Here is a 19596-nt window from a genome sequence, read left to right as displayed (position 1 = left end):
CCTTTCATTCCTATGCGAAACGCCGGTTTTGACCGTGCAAATCCGAAATCGGAGGGCGAACGAATGCCGAATCAAATCAAAGGGGCAGGGCGCAGGCGGATTTATTTTATGGATGAGCTGCGCGGTTTTGCGGTTTTCTGCATGGTGTTTTACCATGGCTTTTATACGCTTGCCTACCTGTACAACCTGAAAATCGGAATGCTCCTGCTGAACTTCTTTATGCCCGCGGAGCCTTTTTACGCCGGGCTGTTTATGCTGATTTCCGGCATTTCCTCAAACCTGTCCCACTCCAACCTTACGCGCGGGTTCAAGCTGCTGGGGGTTGCGCTTGTGGTCACCCTGGCGACGTGGTTCGTCCTTCCGGATGAGCTGATCGTGTTCGGCATCCTGCATTTTCTGGCGGTCTGCATGATTCTTTACGGGCTGCTGAAACCGGTTGCCGATCGTTTCCGTTTCTCGTGGGCGGCGGTCGCCGTCTGCGCGCTGCTGTACCTTTTGACCATGGGGATTTCAAGGGGGTATCTCGGCCTTTCGCCGGAATGGGGGGTGACGCTGTCTCCTTCCCTGTACCATACCGACTGGCTGGCGCCGTTCGGCCTTTACAGCGATACGTTCCGCAGCGCGGACTATTTCCCGCTTTTCCCGTGGATGTTTGTGTTTGCGGCGGGTACCTTTCTGGGTAAGCTTGCCGCGCAGGAGCGGTTTCCGGCGTTTATGTACCGTTCCCGCGTGCCGTTTTTCTCCTGGCTGGGGCGGTACGCGCTGATTATTTATGTGGTTCACCAGCCGGTGATCTACGGTGTGTGCTACGCCGTTTCCGCCGTCGTACAGTGGGTTCGCGGCTGAAGGCTTAGAATAAGAATTTTCGGAGGATATTTATGGATTTTGCGTTATTGATCGCGGAACAGTTTCATTTACAGCAGTGGCAGGTGCAGAAGGTCGTCGAGCTGATCGACGAGGGGAACACCATCCCGTTTATCGCGCGTTACCGTAAGGAAGCGCACGGCTCGCTGGACGACCAGATGCTGCGCGAGATTTCGGAGCGGCTGGAGTACCTGCGCGCGCTGCAGAAGCGCCGGGAGGAGGTTACGGACCTGATTGCCGCCGCCGAATGCATGACGGAGGAAATCGCCGCCGCGCTGGCCGCCGCGTCCACCCTTTCCGAAATCGACGATATTTACCGGCCGTTCCGTCCCAAGCGCAAAACGCGCGCGTCCGTGGCAAAGGCGAAGGGCCTTGAGCCGCTTGCGGACGCGATTTTTGAGCAGAAAAAAGACAGCGCGTACCCGATCGATATGGCGGAAAGCTATGTGAACGCGGAGCTGGGCGTGGAAACGCCGGAGGACGCGCTCGCGGGTGCGCTCGATATTATTGCGGAGCGGATTTCCGACGACGCGGGTATCCGCAAGCGGCTACGCGTGGTCGCCATGGCGCGGGGCGAGGTGGTTTCCAAGGCGGCGAAGCCGGACGAGGACTCCGTTTACGCGCAGTATTACGATTTCCGCCAGCCGGCGGCGAAGATCGCCGGACACCGTGTGCTGGCCGTCGACCGCGGGGAGCGGGAGGGCTTTTTGAAAGTAAGCGTGGAGCTGGAGCGCCTGAAGGGGTTGAATATCGTATATTCCGCAAGCGTGAAGGGGAACGGCCCCTGTACACAGGCTGTGCAGGAGGCCGCGGAGGACGCCTACGACCGACTGATTTTTCCGTCCATTGAGCGCGAAATCCGCAATGCCCTGACCGAAGCCGCGGCGGAGGCCGCGATCAAGGTCTTTTCCGTCAACCTGCGCCAGCTTCTGATGCAGCCGCCGGTCAAAAACCGGGTGGCCATGGGGCTGGACCCCGGGTACCGTACGGGCTGCAAGGTCGCCGTGGTGGACCCGACCGGCCGCGTGCTGGACACCGGCGTGATTTACCCCACCCACTCCCAGGCGAAGGTGGAGGAAGCAAAAAAAGTCATTACCAATTTTATTCTGAAATATAAAGTGGAAGTCATTGCGATCGGAAACGGAACGGCGTCGAAAGAGACGGAGATGTTTGCCGCCGACGTGATCAAAGCGCTGCACAGCGGCGTTTCCTATATGGTGGTCAGCGAGGCGGGCGCGTCCGTCTACTCCGCGAGCAAGCTCGCCGCGCAGGAGTTCCCGGAGTTCGACGTCACCCTGCGAAGCGCGGTCTCCATCGCGCGGCGGATGCAGGACCCGCTGGCCGAGCTGGTCAAAATCGACCCCAAGGCCATCGGTGTGGGGCAGTACCAGCACGATATGCCGAAAAAGAAGCTGGACGAGGCGCTCGGCGGCGTGGTCGAGGACTGTGTGAACACCGTGGGCGTGGACCTGAACACGGCGTCGCCGTCCCTGCTGGAAAAAATTGCCGGGCTTTCCGCGGCGGTCTCCAAAAATATTGTGGCGTACCGGGAGGAAAACGGCGCGTTCCACTCGCGCAGCGAGCTGAAAAAGGTGCCCAAGCTGGGGCCGAAGGCCTTTGAGCAGTGCGCGGGTTTCCTGCGCGTGGCGGAGAGCAAAAACATTCTGGACAATACCGCCGTCCACCCCGAATCGTACGACGCGGCAAAGGCGCTGCTTTCTCTGTGCGACTACGACATGGACAGCCTGAAAAAGAACGGCATCGGCGACCTGAAAAACCGGGTGGAGAAGATCGGGGCGGACAGCGCCGCCCACAGGCTCGGCATCGGCGTGCCGACGCTCAGGGACATTGTGACCGAGCTGCTGCGCCCGGGCCGCGACCCGCGCGACGAGCTGCCCGCTCCTATGCTGCGCACCGACGTGCTGAGCATGGAGGATCTGAAGCCCGGCATGGAGCTTTCCGGCACGGTGCGCAACGTGATCGATTTCGGCGCGTTTGTGGATATCGGCGTGCATCAGGACGGCCTTGTCCATATTTCGCAGATCTGCGATAAATTCATCAAGCATCCGGGCGAGGTGCTGAAGGTCGGCGACGTGGTCAAGGTGCGCGTGCTGTCTGTGGATACCGCGAAAAAGCGCATTGCGCTGACCATGAAGAGCGGGGAAATCGGCTGACGGGGAGAAACCGCCTTGCATCGGGGAATATAAACCTTTATAATAGTGTCATGAATAACAGAGACAAAGAGGGAATTAAAATATGAAGCTTGGTATTGTGGGGCTGCCGAATGTCGGCAAAAGCACCCTGTTCAACGCGATCACAAACGCGGGCGCGCAGTCCGCGAACTATCCGTTCTGCACCATCGAGCCCAACGTGGGCGTGGTCGCGGTGCCGGACAAACGGCTGGACAAGCTGGCGGAAATGTATCATCCGGAAAAATACACCCCCGCCACCATCGAGTTTATGGATATCGCCGGGCTGGTGCGCGGCGCAAGCAAGGGCGAGGGGCTCGGCAATAAATTCCTTGCCAATATCCGCGAGTCCGACGCCATTGTGCATGTGGTGCGGTGCTTTGTCAACGACGACATCATCCACGTGGAGGGGAGCATCGACCCGAAAAGGGATATTGAGACCATCAATCTGGAGCTGATCCTTTCCGATATGGAGGTTCTTGACCGCCGGATCGACAAAACGCAGAAAATGATCAAGGCCGACAAAAAATACCAGGCGGAATACGACTTTTTCCTGCGTGTCAGGGAAACGCTCGACGCCGGAAAATCCGCGCGCAGCGTGGAGTGCACCGAGGAAGAGGCGGAGCTGCTCAACTCCGTTTCCCTTCTGACCAACAAGCCGGTCATTTACGCCGCCAATGTGAGCGAGGACGACTTTAAGGGCGGAATCGAAAACAATGAATACTTTAAGGTGGTAAAAGAGATCGCCGACAGCGAGCACGCGGGCGTTCTGCCCATCAGCGCGGAGATCGAAGCGGAGATCGGCAGCATGGACAAGGACGAAAAGGAGCTGTTCCTTTCCGACATGGGACTGAAGGAGTCCGGACTTGACCGCCTGATCAACGCATGCTACAGCCTGCTGGGGCTCATTTCCTACCTGACGGCGGGCCAGCCGGAGGTGCGCGCGTGGACGATCAAAAAGGGTACGAAGGCGCCGCAGGCGGCCGGAAAAATCCACACCGACTTTGAGCGCGGCTTTATCCGCGCCGAGGTAGTCGCGTTCGACGATCTGATGGCGTGCGGCACCATGGCCGCAGCGAAGGAAAAGGGTCTTGTCCGCAGCGAAGGAAAAGAGTATGTGATGAAGGACGGGGACATCGTACTGTTCCGGTTCAACGTCTGATAAACAGAGGCTCGCAGGCCCCATTTCCTGGAAGAAATATTGGATGTTTTCTTGCCTGAGGCGGATTCCTGATGTATAATTAACTCAGGCAAACAAATTCTATTCTATATGGAAATTTATCTGAAGGAGGAATTTTATCATGGAATTAAAAGGAAGTAAAACAGAAGCGAATTTATTGGCTGCATTTGCGGGTGAATCCCAGGCAAGAAACAAGTATACTTTTTACGCATCCAAGGCGAAAAAGGACGGATACGAGCAGATTGCGGCCATTTTTGAAGAGACTGCCAACAATGAAAAAGAACACGCGAAGCTGTGGTTTAAATATTTGCATGGCGGAGCAGTAGGCCCGACAACGGACAACCTGGACGACGCGGCAAGCGGCGAGCGGTATGAATGGACGGAAATGTACAAGGAATTTGCCGATGTCGCCGAACAGGAAGGCTTTACCGAGATCGCACAGACCATGCGCCTGATCGCGACCGTGGAAAAGAGCCACGAGGAGCGTTACCGCAAGGTCCTGCAGAATATCAAGGAAGACATCGTCTTCAAAGCAGGGGAAGAGACCGTCTGGGTTTGCCGCAACTGCGGTTATATCCATATCGGCAAGAACGCGCCGGAAAAATGCCCCGCCTGCCAGCATCCGCAATCCTACTTCGAGCGCAGAGCGGTCAATTATTAATCTTAGCTTTCAAAAAGGCAAAGCATCGGAAACGGTGCTTTGCCTTTTTTGGTTGCGGTGGAAAATGATGAGTCACATATTCTATCATTTTCTTTATAAAAACTTAATGGGTTTTAAAAATAAGATTATTAAATTTCTATAGAATCAAACGATATATGTTATAAAACGATCAATATCAAGTAGATTTGAAGGGAAAAAGATGAGAAAACATGATCATTCCACTGCCTTTGGTCTGATTTGCGGGGCTATGGTAATTGCTATCAGCGCCATTTGGGGAAAAAAGGACATCAGAAGCGCGCTGCTGCTTTTTTATGATGTCCCGTCGATTTTTATTGTGCTGGGCGGGTCGCTGTGCGCCATTGTGGTCGCCTTCCAATGGGATACGCTGAAAAGCGTGCCGTCCATCCTGAAAAATGCTTTTCTGGACAAACAGCTTCCCAAAAAAAAGACCATCGAATTGTTTGTGGAGCTGTCCAAACAGGCGCGCAGATCAGGAATTTTATCGCTGGAAAACAGCATGGAGAAAATTACCGATAAATACACGAAATCGGGGATCATGCTGGTCATTGACGGCACGAATGAGGAGACGATCCAAAGGATCAAGACGCTGGAAATCGAAAACACCGCCGAAAGGCATAAAAAATGCATCCAGCTGTTCCGGCTGTGGGCGAACCTTGCACCGTCGTTCGGGATGCTGGGCACCTTTATGGGCCTGATTCAGATGATGGGGAATTTTCAGGATATGAGCAAGTTCTCCGCCGCGTTTGCGACCGTGCTGGTCACTTCGTTCTACGGCGTCATTCTTGCCAACCTGGTATTTTCTCCGCTTGCCAATAAGCTGGATATCAAAAATTCCGAGGAGATCAACAGAATGCAGATGGTTCTGGAAGGCATCATAGGCATCCAGACGGGAATAAGCCCCAGAATTATGGAAGATAATTTAAAGGCTTTCCTGTCGCCGTCGGAAAAGCTGGGCTACGAGCTGGTGGATATCAAAAATCTCAAGAGCCGCGGCGACGAAAAGGTAAAGAACCATGTCGCTTAAAAACAGTCTGGAAAACGCGGAGGACAACTGGCTGATTTCCTATGCCGATATGATGACTCTGCTGCTGTTCCTGTTTATTATTCTGTACGCCATGGCGGTGCAGAAAGAAGGGGCGAACCAAATACCGGCCGCGTCCGCCGCCCCGGCTGCGTCTGCCTCCAGTCAGGCCGCGGACCAGAGCAGCACGGGGGAGACGGCCGCGTATTATTATATCGACAAAAACAGCTCCGCCGCGGGAACCGCGAGTAAAAGCAGCTCAAGCAGTAAAAGCGCCGCGGCAAAAACGGCGGCGGGCAAGAGCACCGCAAGCAAAAGCAGCGGTACGAAAAAAGTCAGTACCGCGGCCAAAAGCAGTACGGGAAAGAGCAGCAACGGCAAGAAGCCCACGTATAACGAGGTGGAATCGTTTGTGGAAAGCAACAGCCTGAAAGGCACGGTGAGCGTACAGCAGGTGGAGACCGGCATCGTGTTCGACATTCAGGCCGAGGTGCTTTTTGACGAGGGAAGCTCGCAGCTCCGGCCGGAGAGCTATACGGTTCTCGACAAAATCGGCAAATATATCGGGTCGCTGTCAAACGACATCATCATTGCCGGACACACCGACAACCAGCCCGTGGATACGGGAAACTACCAGTCAAACTGGGAGCTTTCCTGCGACCGCGCAACCAAGGTGCTGAGGTATTTTACGGATACGGAAAAACTGGCCCCGCAAAGATTCCAGGCGGTGGGGTACGGCGGATACCGGCCGATCGCGGACAACGGCACCGCCGGCGGAAGACAGCAGAACCGCAGGGTCGAGGTGATCGTCGTCGAGGTGCCGTGAGCGGAAAATCGAACCGGCCCGCCTATTTCTGCTCCAGAATCAGCTCTTTGATATTGACCAGCATTTCGCGGTAGTCCAGGTGGTGCCTGACCCCGTGGGTCAGCAGCAGGCTGCGGATATAATTTTTGCCGTACCCGGCGCAGAATTCGTTTTCCTCAAGCAGCTCCAGAAGGTAATTCCGGATATAGAGAATCCCCGTTACGCTCAGATCATCGCTGAAAAGGGGATAGCTGATGTTTGCCATGTCGCTGAGTTCCGTGGTCTTTTGCGCCTGAAACCGGGCATCATAGCCCTTCAGAAGCAGACTGATTTCGGAATCGATCGTATGATTGTAGGCGATCAGCTCCGTCTGCACGCGGGTCGCCTTCACTTTCTTTAAAAGCTGTTTGCATTCGGAAACATACTGCTTGACAAGCTCCAGCCCGCTGAAAAAAATCTGCTGTAAATCAAACGCGCGCATCGCGGCGTACGGGTCGGGCAGGGTGTTGAGGTAGGCGGTCATGCAGTACAGCATGGACTCAAAAAGGGACTGAGCCGTTTCCACCGGCACCGAGTTGCTTTCGTAGCCCGTGTACCGCAGAATTTCCTCGCTGAGCATGTTCAGCAGGCGGGCCTGCACATCCTGAATTTCCTCCGGGTTTAAAAAAGCGGCGATCGCTGCGTTACTGTTCATCCAAATCCTCCTTTTCGTCCTCATCCAGCTCGTCCGGCTCCGGGTCCATATTGGTGTAGTCTTCCCGGCCGAAGCGCAGATTTTCCGCCAGCTTTTGAAGTTCCCGGTTCGCCAGCAAGTCCAGCGAACCGCCGCAGCGGTTTTCAAAGGCGTCCTTCATAAAAGCGATCAACTCATTGTCCGAAATCAGATCGAGCGTTTCATTTTTATAGTAGTAAAACAGCTCGATCAGCTCGTGCAGGACCGGGGAGTAATTCTGCTGGCTGAGATAGGCGGAGCCGCAGAAGGCTTCGACCAGCCGGCCGATGGTGGCGCTGCCGATTTCAATGCGTCCGTTTGCGTTGAGCGCTTCGGTGCGCGACTGAATCAGCGCGGAAACGTCCGTGGGGGAAAGCGTCAGACCCAGAGGCTCCGTTTTTTCATTCAGGCTTAAAAGCTGGGCGGCGGCGGTCGGATCGGAAAACAGGTTGAGAGAAAAGACGGCGGAAAGGCGGCTGTCCAATCAAAAATCCCCCTTAAAAAAATATTTTTGAAAAACCTATTGACAAATAAAAACAGATGTGCTATACTATAAACAGTATTATGAGAATGTTATATATGTTCGCCATTCAACAGTATACCATTGATTCGTAAAAGAGTCAATGGCTTTTTTTATGCTCATTTCTAATTTTATAAACAAAAGGAGACGGCGGGGGAAAGATCTATCAGGGGGACCTCATCCCGCCGTCCCTTCGGCAAGACGCAAAAAAACGCCGCACACGGATGACTCACCCATATACAACGTTCTACATCAAAGCGCACGGATATTATCAACGAACCTCTGTACAAAAGCCGAAAGAGGCGGTATAATAATAACCGCAATGTGCTGATTATTCAGTTGCCTATGGAGGTTATTTCTCCGTAAGCAGGAACGGAGTGCTGCAACACTCCGTTCCTGCATTGCGCTTTTTATTGCGCCTTACAAGGGCATTATAGCGCGTTTTTTCCCGTAACGCAAGAGGAAATGTAAAAATATGTCAGTTTATCAATTGAAAACCGGCGCCGGGAGTGTCTTCCGGCGCCGGTTTTATACAAAACCCCCTCCCGCTGAACTCCTCTTGCGCATCACCGATTGAACTTATTGAAGAGCAGGAATGCAAAAGGGGGCGGGGACGGGCATAGCCGAAAATTCGGCCGCGCGGTCAGTAGCGGTCCAGATCGCGCTGCAGCCGTTCCACATATCTTCCGGCATGAACGCCGTCCATCAGCGCATGATTGGCCTGAATGGAAAAAGGCAGGAGCGTTTTTTCACCGTCCTTAAAATATTTTCCCCAGGCGATACGCGGGATGGAATCGTCCCTGTCCAGCGCGATGGGATGCGTCACCTGCGTAAAGGAGAACCAGGGAACGCAGGTGATGTAGAGCACGTCGTCGCGCTCCTCCTGTTCCGGATCCATAAACGTCTTTTGCGCGGCGGAGGCGCGGGACGCTTTTTCCGAAAAGGAGCAGATATCTTCCGTTAAATCGACTCCTACGCACTTGAACAGGTCGCTGTCCCTGTCAAGGTCGGTAAAGGAGGGGTGTACTTTGTCGTGAAGAACCACCCGGCCCCCGCGGATGCGGCAGCGGAATTCGGGGATTTCGTTTGCCGCCCGGGTCGCGGCAAAGCCCATCGCGTAGTAGAAGGAAAGCCGGTGTTCCTTCACAAAGGGCAGAAAACTGGTGATGTCCAGATTCAGGCTGACACTGAACATAGGGTATTCCATTTTATAAAAATGCCGGAAATGCTCTTTCCTGGGCCATGTTTCCATATTGATGTATTCCACTTTCATCCCCGCTTCCCTCAATCCTGCCGTAAAATCGCCCGGTAAATTTCGCCTTTTTTGAAGCCGGTCTCGGCGGCGGCCTGCCTGGCTGCGTCCGAGGCCGAAAGGCCGTCTTCCATATATTTTTTCGCGAAGGCGACGCCGTCCTCCAGTGCAAACGATGCCTGTTCCTTTTGGGGCGCGCCCTCGATCACCAGCACAAATTCCCCCTTCGCGCCGCCGTCGGCGTAGCGCGCGGCGGCTTCGGACAGGGTGGTGCGGATGACCTCCTCGTGAATCTTCGTCAGCTCGCGCACCAGCGCGATGCGCCGGTCGCCCCACGCCGCGAGCATGTCGCTCAGGGTGGTGGAAAGCTTATGCGGCGCTTCGTAAAAAATCATGGTACGGGTCTCGTTCGTGACTTCCTCCAGATGCTCCCGGCGGCTTTTTTTGCCGACGCTCAGAAAGCCCTCGAACGTAAAGCGGCCGGTCGGCAGCCCTGAAACCGCCAGCGCCGAAACGACGGCGCTCGGGCCGGGCACCACGTAAACCGGGATTCCGCGCTCCGCGCACTGGGCGACCAGAAGCTCCCCCGGGTCGGAAATGGCGGGCATCCCCGCGTCCGAAACGAGCGCGCAGGTCTCCCCGGCCTCGATACGCGCGCAGATCACGTCCCCGCGCTCGCGTTTGTTGTGTTCAAAATAACTGACCATCGGCTTTTTGATGCCGAAATGGTTGAGCAGCTTCAGCGTGACCCGCGTGTCCTCCGCGGCGATGAAATCGGCTTCCCGCAGGGTTTCCGCCGCGCGCGGGGAAAAATCGGAGAGATTGCCGATCGGCGTGCCGACCACCATTAATTTTCCGCTCATGTTGCCGCCCCTTCCTTGTTCTGTGCGTATTCGCCGTAGATTGCGGTCATTTCCTCAGAGTATCCGCCGCCGTCCTCAATCAGCAGGACGGGGTCTATCACCATGCCGGGTTTTCCGCCCCGGTTTGCCTGTAACAGGAAAAGCGACGGGGACTTGTCCGCGCGCTGCTGCACCAGGCGCAGGCGTTTGGGCTCCAGCCCCGCGCTTCGCAGGTCCAGCAGGACGCTGCAAAGGCGTTCCGGGCGCAGGCAGCAGCAGAAGCGGCCGCCAAACCGGAGCAGGTACGCCGCGCTGCGGGCGATTTCCGCAAAGCTGCACGCAACCTCGTGCCGCGCGACGCGGCGGGACTCCTCCGGGTTTTTCAGGCCCGCGCCCTCCTCCTTATACGGCGGGTTGCAGGCGATGAGGTCGAACCGGTTGGCGGGCAGGGCGGCCTTTTGTCTGATCGCGGTCATGTCGCAGCAGAGCAGCTCGACCGTTCCGGTCAGGCGGTTCAGCTCCACGGAGCGGCGGGCCATTTCACAGGCCTCCCGCTGAATTTCCACACCGTAAATTTTTTTCGGTTTGGCCTTCGCGCACCAGATCAGCGGAACGGCGCCGCAGCCCGTGCCGAAATCCGCGCAGGTTTCGCCTGTTTTCGGCAGGGAAAACGACGCGAGCAGAATGGTGTCGGTGCTAAAGCGGTGCGCCTGTGAAACGATCACCGAAATTTCGCGCGAAAGCGGTTCAAGGTGTTCATCGGGTAAAAGCATAAGGTCCCTCGGTTATCCTTATTTTTATATGGCTCAAAAACGACTGGTTTTCAAGAGCTTTGGCTGATTTCATGGATTTATTACATAAGAAAAAAGACGGCGCGCAACAACGCTCCGCCTTTCGTCCACATGTAAAATTATTCCTGTGCAGGAGCGCCTACGGGGCAAACATCCGCGCAAGCACCGCATTCTGTGCAAAGATCAGCGTCGATAACGTACTTGCCGTCACCTTCCGAAATTGCGTTTACAGGACACCCTGCCGCACATGCGCCGCAGGAAATGCAGTCATCACTAATTGCATATGCCATGGGAAAACACCTCCATATAAAATTACAACATAATTCTATCATAAATAACAAAAAATGCAACCGTAATCAGGTAAAAAATAAATTTAATCTTTTTCCAGTTTTTTAAGCTCCTCCAGCTCGCCGCGGTCAATATTGACCTGTCCGCCCTTGATCAGCTTCACCTGGCACACCTTAAAGGTCTGGGGCGCGGCGTCCGGCGCGGAGTCGAGGCGCACCTGCAGAACGCCGGTCAGCATGTTCAGGTCGGTAACGGTGCCCTTGCCGGACGGCGTGGTCACAATGGAGTTTACGCTCGGGGTGGAGCGGATGAGGTCCTGATAGGCCTCCTGCTCGTATTTCAGGCAGCACATCAGCCGCCCGCAAGTACCGGAAATTTTCACCGGGTTCAGGGAAAGGCCCTGCTCCTTGGCCATCTTGATGGAAACCGGCTGAAAACCGCCCAAAAAGGTCGAGCAGCAGAACGGCCGGCCGCAGATGCCCAGCCCGCCGAGCATTTTCGCCTCGTCGCGCACGCCGATCTGGCGCAGCTCGATTCTGGTGCGGAACACCGACGCCAGGTCCTTGACCAGCTCGCGGAAATCCACGCGCCCGTCGGCGGTAAAATAAAACAAAATTTTGGTGTTGTCAAAGGTGTATTCCACGTCCACCAGCTTCATTTCCAGCTTGTGGACCGCTATTTTCTTCAGGCAGATCTGAAAAGCCGTTTTTTCCTTCGCGGCGTTTTCCTCCATCTTTTTCAGGTCGTCCTTGGTGGCGACGCGGATCAGCTTTTTCAGCGGCTGCACAATGCCTTCTTCGCTAATCTGGCGGTTTTCCATCGCGATTTCGCCGCATTCAATTCCGCGGGCGGTTTCCACGATGACCATATTGCCCTGCTTCAGTGTATTCCCATCGGGGTCAAAATAGTATATCTTGCCTACATTTTTAAAACGAACGCCAATTACTTCGGCCATGTGAACCTCCAATATCGTAAAATAGGGACTATCTTCCGGCGCCGGCGCGCAGATTCGCGCACAGAGCCGTTACCAGCAGCGCCGCGTTTGCGTTCAGGTCAAGCGCGCGCTGCGCTTTCTGCACTTCGTTCAGCAGGGAAAGAAGCTTTTCGCGGGTCAGTCCCGCGCCGAGAGCCGCCGCCGCTTCCCTTTGACCGGAAAGGCAGGCGCTCCCGCCCGAACGAAGCACTGCTGCGTCGCGCAGGACCAGCCCGAGCTGGGGCAGGACGGCGCGCAGCTTGTCTTTATCTTTTGAAAGATCCGCCGTCAAATACAGCAAATCCGTTTCGTTTGCGGCGGTGATCGCCGCCGCCAGTTTTTCCATATACGCGGGGTCGACATCCGTTTCCGTGCGCGCACCCTCCAGCGAAAAAATCTGCGCGCGCGAGCGCACGGTGGGCAGGAGCGCCGAAGCGCTCACGGTCGTCAGCAGGAACAGCACGTTTTCCGGCGGTTCCTCAAAAACCTTTAACAGGGCGTTTTGAGAAATCTCGCTCATATTCTGTACGCCGTAAAGGGCGTAAACCTTGGTCTGCGCTTCATGGGGCCGGATGTACGCGTCCGAGCGGATCCGGCGGATGGCGTCGATGGGAAAGGCGCGCGGGTTCGCGTCGCCGTCCAGCGTGAGGATATCGGGGTGGGAACCGGCCTGCGCTTTGACACAGCCCGGACAGCTGCCGCAGGGACGGGTTTCGCCGGAGCATACGGCGGCCTGGGCCAGCATCGCGGCAAGGGCGTTGCGCTCCTGCGCGGGACCTTCCAGAATAATCGCGTGCGCAAGCCTGCCCTCACCAAAGGAGAGCGAAAGCTGCTTTATGATTTCCTCATTGCCGGAAAATCCGCCGATACGAAGACTGGTCATACCTTCTCAAATCGATCCACGCTTAAAACAAAAATGGTCGACCCGCCGACGGTGACTTCGACGGGGAACGACGAGTACATGCCGACGTCCATGGTTGTCGTGCTCGGGACAAGCTGGGTGCGGCGGCTGCTCTGCTTTGCAATGATGGAGATGACCTGATCGACCTTGTCATCCTCCGTGCCTACGATGAAGGTGGTGTTGCCCGCCATTAAAAAACCGCCGGTTGTTGCAAGCTTGGTAACGGAAAAACCGTCCTTGGTCAGCGCCGCGGAAACCATGCCGCTGTCGTCGTTGCTTACAATCGCAAGTACCAGTTTCATAATGAATCCCTCATTTCTATCATTTAACGGTAAGAACAGATATCCAAATCTGATTCCAACAGCAATATTCAAAATCCGCGGAAATGTTTTCCGTTTCGCTTTTCCGCTTAATTTGTTTGATTCCTGTTTTATTATTTTAGCACTTTTATTGAAAAAAAGCCATACCCCTGTAAAAACCGGAGAACATCTTTTGTAATTTCCTCTCCGGGCATCACGACGGGTACGCCCGGCGGGCAGGGACACGCGGCCTGCGCCGCGACTCTGCCCAGCGCGTCTTCCAGCAAAACCGTCTCCGCGGCGGAAAAAACGGCTTCGCGCAGACCGGTTTTTACAGGGGGCAGGGGAGGAAGCTCCGGCGTTCCGGGAAGCGGGGACCGCGCCGGAAGCAAATCGATTGCGTCCTCCAGACGGGCGAAATCGCTTTCCGTGTTGAACGGAGTCGCAATGAGCACCACATGGGCGCCGTCGGCGTACTCCGGCTCCACGCCCGCGCCGCGAAAAATCTCCGCCGCCGCGGTGCCCGAAAGGCCGATGGAGGCGGTGTTCAGCGTGATGCGCGTCGGGTCCGACGGGCCCGACGGCAAAGAAAGGCCGTGCTCGCGAGCGGCGAGCCTGACCTTCTGAACGCGCTGCTGCAGGGCGGCGTATTCGCCTTTGTGCGCTTCCAGCCACGCGCGGGCCAGATCGAGAGAAGCCATCACCGCGTAGTTGGGGCTGGTGGAGCCGAAAAGCGCCATGGCTTCCTTGACTCCGTCCGCGAACCGGCTGTCCGCGATATGGAGCCACGCGCCGCCGGTCAGCACGTTCAGCGTTTTGTGCGCGGAGCAGGCGGTCATGCTCGCGCCGAGGGCGAGCGGATGGAGCACGGGTTCGGTGAACATCAGGTGCGCGCCGTGCGCGTTGTCCACAAGAAGCGGAATATCCGCCTGCCTGCAGGCCCGCGCGATTGCGGGAATGTCCAGCAGCTCCCCGTAGTAGTTGGGGCTGGTGACATAGACGGCCTTTGCGTCCGGATTGCTTTCCACAGAGGAGACGATTTCCCCGGGCAGTGCCCAGACCGGCTGAATGTCCAGCAGCGCCATGGCGTTGACTGCGCTGCGGTGCAGCACCCGGGAGCAGACGACTTTTCCGCCGTCCGGCGCGGCGAGCCGGAGCATAGCCTGAATGCACAGGGTGCAGCCGCCTGCGGAAATGCAGGTGCGCTCGGCATGAAACAGCTTTGCGGCCAGACGCTCTGCCTCCAGAATCGGGCCGTCCGCCTCAAACAGGCTGTCCGTGTCCGGAAGCTCCGTAAAATCAAGGGAAAATAAATCCTGCGGCAGAGAGAGGGGGTTATTTTTATGGCCCGGCGTGTGGAACGAGGAACGGTTTAAATCCCTGTGGTTCACAAGCGCGGTATAAAGCGGAGTCGGCATAGACGGTTTTCTCCTTTAACTGAAAAACCGCACGGCTCAAGCCGTGCGGTCAGACTGATAACAAAGTCGCGCAACCGCAAAATTGTTTTGCAATTTGCTGCAACCGGATTATTTTCCCTGATAGGTTTTGCTCGGCAAATCCGTTTCATAGATAAAATCCGCAACGGTTTTTTGGCATTTTTCAAGATCGGGCACCAGCACGTCCGCGGGGGAACCGCCGATGGAGACCCGCTGAGAGGTATATTCGTTGTTCGCCGGAATGCGGTTCTGGCTGACGGGGTAATTCAGGTAGGTCAGCGCGTTTGTCGCCATATTCAGCACTTCGTTTTTTGTCATATTGGTGGTAACAAGGGGAAGAATATCATACAGAGCCTGGTTGATAGTACCGAGGTTGGCTGTTTTGAACTTGTTGACGATGCTGGAAAAAACCTTGCGCTGGCGCTCGGTGCGCTCAAAGTCATCGCCGATGGCACGGATACGGGAATAGTAAAGAGCCTGTTTGCCGCTGAGCAGGAAGGTGCCGGCGGACAGGTTGCGTCTGGAATCGCCGGAGTTCTGGTTAATCAGCTTCGCTTCGCCGGAAGTGATGGTCATGGTCACGCCGCCGAGCTTGTCCACGATTTTGGAGAAGGACGCGTAATCGATCAGTACGAAGCGGTCGATGTCGGTGCCGAAATTCGCTTCAATGGTGGAGACGGAAAGCTGCGGGCCGCCGGAAGCATACGCCACATTAAGGCGCTGGCTGCCGTGGCCGGGAATCGCGACGTACATGTCGCGCATAAAGGAGGTCAACTTCAGCTTTTTGTGGCGGGAATCGACCGAAACCAGCATCATGCTGTCGCTGCGGCCGGGGTCGTTCGGCTGGTAATCATCCACACCCATGACCAGAATATTGGTAATGGCATCGTCGTGGTACAGCCCGCCCAGAACGCCCGCCTGCGCGCTGGTATCGCCGCTGGCGGTTCCTTCCTGGAAAATCGGGGCGGTTTCCACCTTGGAAACCGGGTCCTCCAGCGGGACAAAATTGATCCTTCCGAGCATCTGGTCGGCATAAACACAGCCGACGCCGGAAATCAGAAGGACGACACTCAAAAATAAAATCGCTATATTTCGGATGAGAGCTTTTTTACTTTTGCCCTTATTCGGGCTTTTCTTTGCTTTATTCACAACATCAGTCCTCAATCGACATTTTTTAAAATAATAACCGCTATATTATAACCCTTTCAAGAAAAAGAATAGTTTTTTGAAAGAATAATTTTGTGAACAGAATATGGAAGTTCAATCCTGTTCATCCAGTGTCAAAGCGTAGGAAGGCAGGAATTCCTCGACGAAGCAGTCGGCCTCCGGCAGGTGAAGATCGCTTACGGTCCGGCGCAGGGAGGCTTCCGCCTTAATAAATTCGGAATTGCCCATCCCTTTTTCTTCCATGCATTTGATGACGGCGGAAAGCTTGTCCGCGGCTTTGACAAGCGGCAGAAGCTCCCGGTCGCCCTCCTGTGCGGCGGTGAAAACGGATTCGTAGCTTGGTTTCAGGTCGTCCGGCAGAAGGCTCAGAAGCTTTTTCTGCGCGACGGTTTCGACCTCGCGGTAGGCGGAGCGGAGGTTCGGGTTGAAGTATTTGACCGGCGTGGGCAGGTCGCCGGTGATGATTTCCGCCGCATCATGGTAGAGCGCAAGCAGAGCCGCGCGCTCCGGGCTGACATGGCCGCCGAAGCGCGTGTTACGCAGCACGGCCAGCGCGTGGGCGATGACCGCGGTTTCAAAGCTGTGTTCGCTCAGGGTTTCGCTGCGCGTGTTGCGCATCAGGCCCCAGCGGCAGATATATTTCATGCGCGACAGCATCGCATAAAAATGAAACATGGCATTTTCCCCTTTATTTTTTATATTTTACAGAAGGCCGGCCTCTTGGCCTCCCTCCGTGAGGGAGGTGGCGCGCCCGGCGCGTCGGAAGGAGTCAATCACGCATAACTGTCTGAGAGCATCGCCGCAAATAAGAGTTGATTGTCAGCTTCGCCCTCAGGCCGGGCGGGCCCCTACTTTCGCGTTTGTCCGAAAGTAGGCAAAGGACGCGCAGGGGGATTTTGAATTCCCGGCGGGAGGGTTCCATAAAATCCCCCTGCACCCCCAGGTATCCCCAAAGTGTCTCTGTGCGACACGATACTGCTGTGGTTTTCATTGACGAGGGTACGGAAACGGGGACGAAACTCCCTCAGTCAGGCTACGCCTGCCAGCTCCCTCAAAGAGGGAGCCTGAAACGGCGGTCCTTCTTTACGACATTATAACCAATATAATAACAAACAGTAAATATTGCAAGAAACAGTCTTGTAATTTTTAAATTCGCTTTGTTCAGACAAAACCGTGTGATATAATATGTTAATCAGGAATATGGGGGCGACAGTTTGACAGGTGTGCTGACCCGCAAAGGGAGACAAAATTATTATTTGAAAGCCCTGCTTTACGGCATGGGAATAGCTTTTCTCTTTTTCATACCTTTTATTATTTTTGATAACGGTTATTTTCTGTTTTACGGCGACTTCAATGTGCAGCAGGTCCCGTTTTACCAGATGTGCCACGACGCGGTGCGCAGCGGCAATATCGGCTGGAGCTGGACAACCGACCTGGGCGCCAATTTCATCGGCTCCTATTCGTTTTATCTGCTGGGCAGCCCGTTTTTCTGGCTGACCATCCCGTTTCCCAGCTGGATGGTGCCGCACCTGATGGGCCCGCTGCTGATACTGAAATTCGGCTGTGCTTCCCTGACGGGCTTTCTTTATCTGAAAAGGTACGTCAAAAATCCGGACTACGCGGTCATCGGCGGAATGCTGTACGCGTTTTCGGGCTTTTCGGTCTACAATATCTTTTTCAACCACTTTCATGAGGCGATTGTCTTTTTCCCGGTGATGCTCTGGGCGCTGGACGAATATATCTACACCCGGCGGCGCGGCATCTTCGCGGTGACGGTGTTCGCCTGCTGCTTTGTCAATTACTATTTCTTTGTGGGACAAGTCGTGTTTACGCTGATTTACGGGTTTACCCGTCTTTTGACCGGCAACTGGAAAATCACGCTCAGGGATTTCCTGCTGATTATCTGCGAGGCCGTGATCGGCGTCCTGTGCGCCGCCGTCCTGCTGGTGCCGACCATTCTGGCGGTGATCCAGAACCCGCGGGTGGACAACCCGCCCGAAGGCTGGAACGCGCTGCTCTACGACTGGAACCAGCGCTATGTCCACATTTTGGAATGCTTCTTCTTCCCGCCGGATATTCCGGCCCGGCCCAACTTTACCCCGAAGTCGGAAGCAAAGTGGGCTTCGCTCGGCGCGTGGCTGCCGCTGTTCAGCATGACAGGAGTCATCGGCTTTTTGCGTATGCACAGGGAGCACTGGCTGAAAAAGCTGCTGGGCATCCTGTTCCTGATGGCCTTTATTCCGATCCTGAATTCCTCGTTCCAGCTTTTCAACGCGTCGTATTACGCGCGCTGGTTCTATATGCTGACCCTGATGATGAGCCTTGCGACGGTGATTTCGCTCGAGAGAGAGTGCATCGACTGGAAAAGCGCCATCAAGTGGACGACCGGCATTACGCTGGGAATCGCGCTGCCCATCGGGCTGATGGTGACCACGACGCAGCAGGACGGGCAAAAGGTGACCTCCTTCGGACTGGAGGATTACCCCACCCGCTTCTGGACTTATGTGGCGATCTCGCTGTTAAGCCTGACCCTGCTGACGATCATTTTTAAATGGTACCGCCGCGACAAAAAGCTGTTTATCCGCCGCTGTATGAGCGGTGTGGCCCTGATTTCCGTTCTGTATTCGCTGTTTTTCATCGCGCTGGGAAAGACCCAGAGCGACGCCGCCCACCGGGAACTGATTCCGTATTCGCTCAACGGCGGAAAAGACATCCAGCTGCCCGACACCAAAAACTGCCGCATCGACGTTTACGACGGCATGGACAATCAGGCCATGTACTGGCAGATTCCGACGATTCAGGCGTTCCACAGCATTGTGCCGGGTTCCATTATGGATTTCTATCCGTCCATCGGCGTCCAGCGCGACGTGGGTTCGCGGCCGGAGGCCAAGTATTACGGCCTGCGCGGGCTGACCAGCTGCCGCTGGCTGTTTGACCCGGTACAGAGCGGAAAGAATTTTGCGGGGGACGAAGGCGAGGATACCCCGGCGATGCCCGGCTGGACGTTCTACGCGGTGCAGAACGGCTTCAATATTTATGAAAACGACTACTATATCCCCATGGGGTTCAGCTACGATTCCTATATTACCCGCGCGGAATACGAACAGGTGGATAAGGAAAGCCGTCACCTGCTCCTGCTGAAAACGCTGGTGCTGGAAAACGACGACGTACAGAAGTACGCCGGGATTCTTCCTCACAACGACGATTTCCAGTCCAGTGAATTTACGCAGAGCGCCTATTTCGAGGACTGCATGAACCGAAAGTCGGAAGCCTGTTCCTCTTTTGAGCGTGACAACAGCGGCTTTACCGCAAAAATTACCGCGGACAAAGAACGGCTCGTGTTTTTCAGTGTCCCCTGGGAAGGCGGCTGGAGCGCGCAGGTCAACGGCAAACCGGCGGAAATCGCCAAGGTAAACGTCGGGTTCATGGCGGTGAAGGTGCCGGCCGGGGAGTCGGTCATCCGCTTCGACTACGCGACGCCGGGCCTGAAGCTGGGCGCGGCGATTTCCGCGGGCGGCGCGGTGCTGTATCTGGTATTTTATCTTGTAACCCGGGCGTATGACAAAAGGAAGCCGCGCAAGCGGAAAACGTACCGGATCAAATACGAGGAACTCCCGGCGGAAGAGGTGCGGCCGGCGCCCGAGGCACCGGAAACGACACAATGACGATCTTAT

19 protein-coding genes are annotated in these 19596 nt (G+C 55.6%); 7 read left to right on the top strand and 12 right to left on the bottom strand.

Annotated features, from left to right (window positions below):
- The first annotated feature begins 63 nt into the window (after positions 1 to 63).
- The 6 genes from ACRQU7_RS18570 (at position 64) to ACRQU7_RS18545 (ending at position 6762) form a co-directional block, all read left to right on the top strand.
- Positions 64 to 846 carry a heparan-alpha-glucosaminide N-acetyltransferase gene (locus tag ACRQU7_RS18570; RefSeq protein WP_042082321.1) on the top strand — a complete coding sequence of 261 codons (783 nt, stop codon included), beginning with the start codon at positions 64 to 66 and terminating at the stop codon, positions 844 to 846.
- A gap of 32 nt (positions 847 to 878) precedes the next feature.
- A complete protein-coding gene (locus ACRQU7_RS18565) occupies positions 879 to 3038 on the top strand; it encodes a Tex family protein (RefSeq protein ID WP_444642572.1) in 2160 nt (719 codons plus the stop codon).
- Positions 3039 to 3120: 82 nt separating this feature from the next.
- Positions 3121 to 4215 carry a redox-regulated ATPase YchF gene (gene ychF, locus ACRQU7_RS18560; RefSeq protein WP_444642570.1) on the top strand — a complete coding sequence of 365 codons (1095 nt, stop codon included), beginning with the start codon at positions 3121 to 3123 and terminating at the stop codon, positions 4213 to 4215.
- A gap of 139 nt (positions 4216 to 4354) precedes the next feature.
- Positions 4355 to 4894 carry a rubrerythrin gene (rbr, locus tag ACRQU7_RS18555; RefSeq protein ID WP_444642568.1) on the top strand — a complete coding sequence of 180 codons (540 nt, stop codon included), beginning with the start codon at positions 4355 to 4357 and terminating at the stop codon, positions 4892 to 4894.
- A 199-nt stretch (positions 4895 to 5093) separates the two neighbouring features.
- Complete coding sequence (locus ACRQU7_RS18550) at positions 5094 to 5939, top strand: motility protein A (RefSeq protein WP_444642566.1); 846 nt, start codon at positions 5094 to 5096, stop codon at positions 5937 to 5939.
- A complete protein-coding gene (locus ACRQU7_RS18545; RefSeq protein ID WP_444642564.1) occupies positions 5929 to 6762 on the top strand; it encodes an OmpA/MotB family protein in 834 nt (277 codons plus the stop codon). Before ACRQU7_RS18550 ends, ACRQU7_RS18545 begins: the two co-directional genes overlap by 11 nt.
- 22 nt (positions 6763 to 6784) lie before the next feature.
- On the opposite strand, the gene ACRQU7_RS18540 is transcribed toward ACRQU7_RS18545, so the two are convergent.
- From ACRQU7_RS18540 to yfbR, 12 genes are all read right to left on the bottom strand, one after another.
- Positions 6785 to 7435, bottom strand: coding sequence for a DUF6179 domain-containing protein (locus ACRQU7_RS18540; RefSeq protein ID WP_444642562.1), 651 nt, complete (start codon positions 7433 to 7435; stop codon positions 6785 to 6787).
- Positions 7425 to 7937: a DUF6323 family protein gene (locus tag ACRQU7_RS18535; RefSeq protein WP_243122531.1), complete on the bottom strand. Its 513-nt coding sequence runs from the start codon at positions 7935 to 7937 to the stop codon at positions 7425 to 7427. Before ACRQU7_RS18535 ends, ACRQU7_RS18540 begins: the two co-directional genes overlap by 11 nt.
- 679 nt (positions 7938 to 8616) lie before the next feature.
- A complete protein-coding gene (locus ACRQU7_RS18530) occupies positions 8617 to 9246 on the bottom strand; it encodes a CatA-like O-acetyltransferase (protein ID WP_444642560.1) in 630 nt (209 codons plus the stop codon).
- 11 nt (positions 9247 to 9257) lie between these two features.
- Complete coding sequence (gene rsmI / locus ACRQU7_RS18525) at positions 9258 to 10088, bottom strand: 16S rRNA (cytidine(1402)-2'-O)-methyltransferase (RefSeq protein WP_444642558.1); 831 nt, start codon at positions 10086 to 10088, stop codon at positions 9258 to 9260.
- A complete protein-coding gene (locus tag ACRQU7_RS18520; RefSeq protein WP_444642556.1) occupies positions 10085 to 10840 on the bottom strand; it encodes a tRNA1(Val) (adenine(37)-N6)-methyltransferase in 756 nt (251 codons plus the stop codon). Before ACRQU7_RS18520 ends, rsmI begins: the two co-directional genes overlap by 4 nt.
- Before the next feature lie 137 nt (positions 10841 to 10977).
- Positions 10978 to 11148, bottom strand: a complete 171-nt coding sequence (locus tag ACRQU7_RS18515) for a DUF362 domain-containing protein (protein WP_081928417.1) — start codon at positions 11146 to 11148, stop codon at positions 10978 to 10980.
- Between the two features lie 83 nt (positions 11149 to 11231).
- On the bottom strand, positions 11232 to 12101 hold the full coding sequence (locus tag ACRQU7_RS18510) for a PSP1 domain-containing protein (RefSeq protein ID WP_444642554.1): 870 nt from the start codon (positions 12099 to 12101) through the stop codon (positions 11232 to 11234).
- A gap of 28 nt (positions 12102 to 12129) precedes the next feature.
- A complete protein-coding gene (locus ACRQU7_RS18505; RefSeq protein ID WP_444642552.1) occupies positions 12130 to 13002 on the bottom strand; it encodes an ATP-binding protein in 873 nt (290 codons plus the stop codon).
- A complete protein-coding gene (locus tag ACRQU7_RS18500) occupies positions 12999 to 13322 on the bottom strand; it encodes a cyclic-di-AMP receptor (RefSeq protein WP_038326145.1) in 324 nt (107 codons plus the stop codon). Before ACRQU7_RS18500 ends, ACRQU7_RS18505 begins: the two co-directional genes overlap by 4 nt.
- Positions 13323 to 13453: 131 nt before the next feature.
- Positions 13454 to 14737 carry an aminotransferase class I/II-fold pyridoxal phosphate-dependent enzyme gene (locus ACRQU7_RS18495; RefSeq protein WP_444642549.1) on the bottom strand — a complete coding sequence of 428 codons (1284 nt, stop codon included), beginning with the start codon at positions 14735 to 14737 and terminating at the stop codon, positions 13454 to 13456.
- A gap of 108 nt (positions 14738 to 14845) precedes the next feature.
- Positions 14846 to 15904 carry an LCP family protein gene (locus ACRQU7_RS18490; RefSeq protein WP_444642547.1) on the bottom strand — a complete coding sequence of 353 codons (1059 nt, stop codon included), beginning with the start codon at positions 15902 to 15904 and terminating at the stop codon, positions 14846 to 14848.
- 111 nt (positions 15905 to 16015) lie between these two features.
- Positions 16016 to 16597, bottom strand: coding sequence for a 5'-deoxynucleotidase (yfbR, locus tag ACRQU7_RS18485; protein WP_141826645.1), 582 nt, complete (start codon positions 16595 to 16597; stop codon positions 16016 to 16018).
- 548 nt (positions 16598 to 17145) lie between these two features.
- Here yfbR and ACRQU7_RS18480 point away from each other — a divergent pair.
- The gene (locus ACRQU7_RS18480) at positions 17146 to 19587 is read left to right on the top strand and encodes a YfhO family protein (RefSeq protein ID WP_444645632.1); all 2442 of its coding nucleotides are present in this window, start codon (positions 17146 to 17148) and stop codon (positions 19585 to 19587) included.
- The last annotated feature ends 9 nt before the right edge of the window (positions 19588 to 19596 follow it).

It is taken from the genome of Caproiciproducens puteiluti (assembly GCF_052442865.1).
In the GTDB taxonomy this organism is placed as follows: Bacteria; Bacillota; Clostridia; order Oscillospirales; family Acutalibacteraceae; genus Caproiciproducens.
Note: the sequence above shows the minus strand (reverse complement) of the source record. Positions and strands in the feature narration are given on the sequence as shown.

Excerpts from the sequence above, each read along its gene's own strand:
- ACRQU7_RS18515 (WP_081928417.1), bottom strand. The coding sequence starts at position 11,148 with ATGGCATATGCAATTAGTGATGACTGCATTTCCTGCGGCGCATGTGCG.
- ACRQU7_RS18510 (WP_444642554.1), bottom strand. The coding sequence starts at position 12,101 with ATGGCCGAAGTAATTGGCGTTCGTTTTAAAAATGTAGGCAAGATATAC.
- ACRQU7_RS18540 (WP_444642562.1), bottom strand. The coding sequence starts at position 7,435 with ATGAACAGTAACGCAGCGATCGCCGCTTTTTTAAACCCGGAGGAAATT.
- ACRQU7_RS18520 (WP_444642556.1), bottom strand. The coding sequence starts at position 10,840 with ATGCTTTTACCCGATGAACACCTTGAACCGCTTTCGCGCGAAATTTCG.
- ychF (WP_444642570.1), top strand. The coding sequence starts at position 3,121 with ATGAAGCTTGGTATTGTGGGGCTGCCGAATGTCGGCAAAAGCACCCTG.
- ACRQU7_RS18530 (WP_444642560.1), bottom strand. The coding sequence starts at position 9,246 with ATGAAAGTGGAATACATCAATATGGAAACATGGCCCAGGAAAGAGCAT.
- rsmI (WP_444642558.1), bottom strand. The coding sequence starts at position 10,088 with ATGAGCGGAAAATTAATGGTGGTCGGCACGCCGATCGGCAATCTCTCC.
- ACRQU7_RS18500 (WP_038326145.1), bottom strand. The coding sequence starts at position 13,322 with ATGAAACTGGTACTTGCGATTGTAAGCAACGACGACAGCGGCATGGTT.
- ACRQU7_RS18495 (WP_444642549.1), bottom strand. The coding sequence starts at position 14,737 with ATGCCGACTCCGCTTTATACCGCGCTTGTGAACCACAGGGATTTAAAC.
- ACRQU7_RS18505 (WP_444642552.1), bottom strand. The coding sequence starts at position 13,002 with ATGACCAGTCTTCGTATCGGCGGATTTTCCGGCAATGAGGAAATCATA.
- rbr (WP_444642568.1), top strand. The coding sequence starts at position 4,355 with ATGGAATTAAAAGGAAGTAAAACAGAAGCGAATTTATTGGCTGCATTT.
- ACRQU7_RS18545 (WP_444642564.1), top strand. The coding sequence starts at position 5,929 with ATGTCGCTTAAAAACAGTCTGGAAAACGCGGAGGACAACTGGCTGATT.
- ACRQU7_RS18565 (WP_444642572.1), top strand. The coding sequence starts at position 879 with ATGGATTTTGCGTTATTGATCGCGGAACAGTTTCATTTACAGCAGTGG.
- ACRQU7_RS18550 (WP_444642566.1), top strand. The coding sequence starts at position 5,094 with ATGAGAAAACATGATCATTCCACTGCCTTTGGTCTGATTTGCGGGGCT.
- ACRQU7_RS18570 (WP_042082321.1), top strand. The coding sequence starts at position 64 with ATGCCGAATCAAATCAAAGGGGCAGGGCGCAGGCGGATTTATTTTATG.
- yfbR (WP_141826645.1), bottom strand. The coding sequence starts at position 16,597 with ATGTTTCATTTTTATGCGATGCTGTCGCGCATGAAATATATCTGCCGC.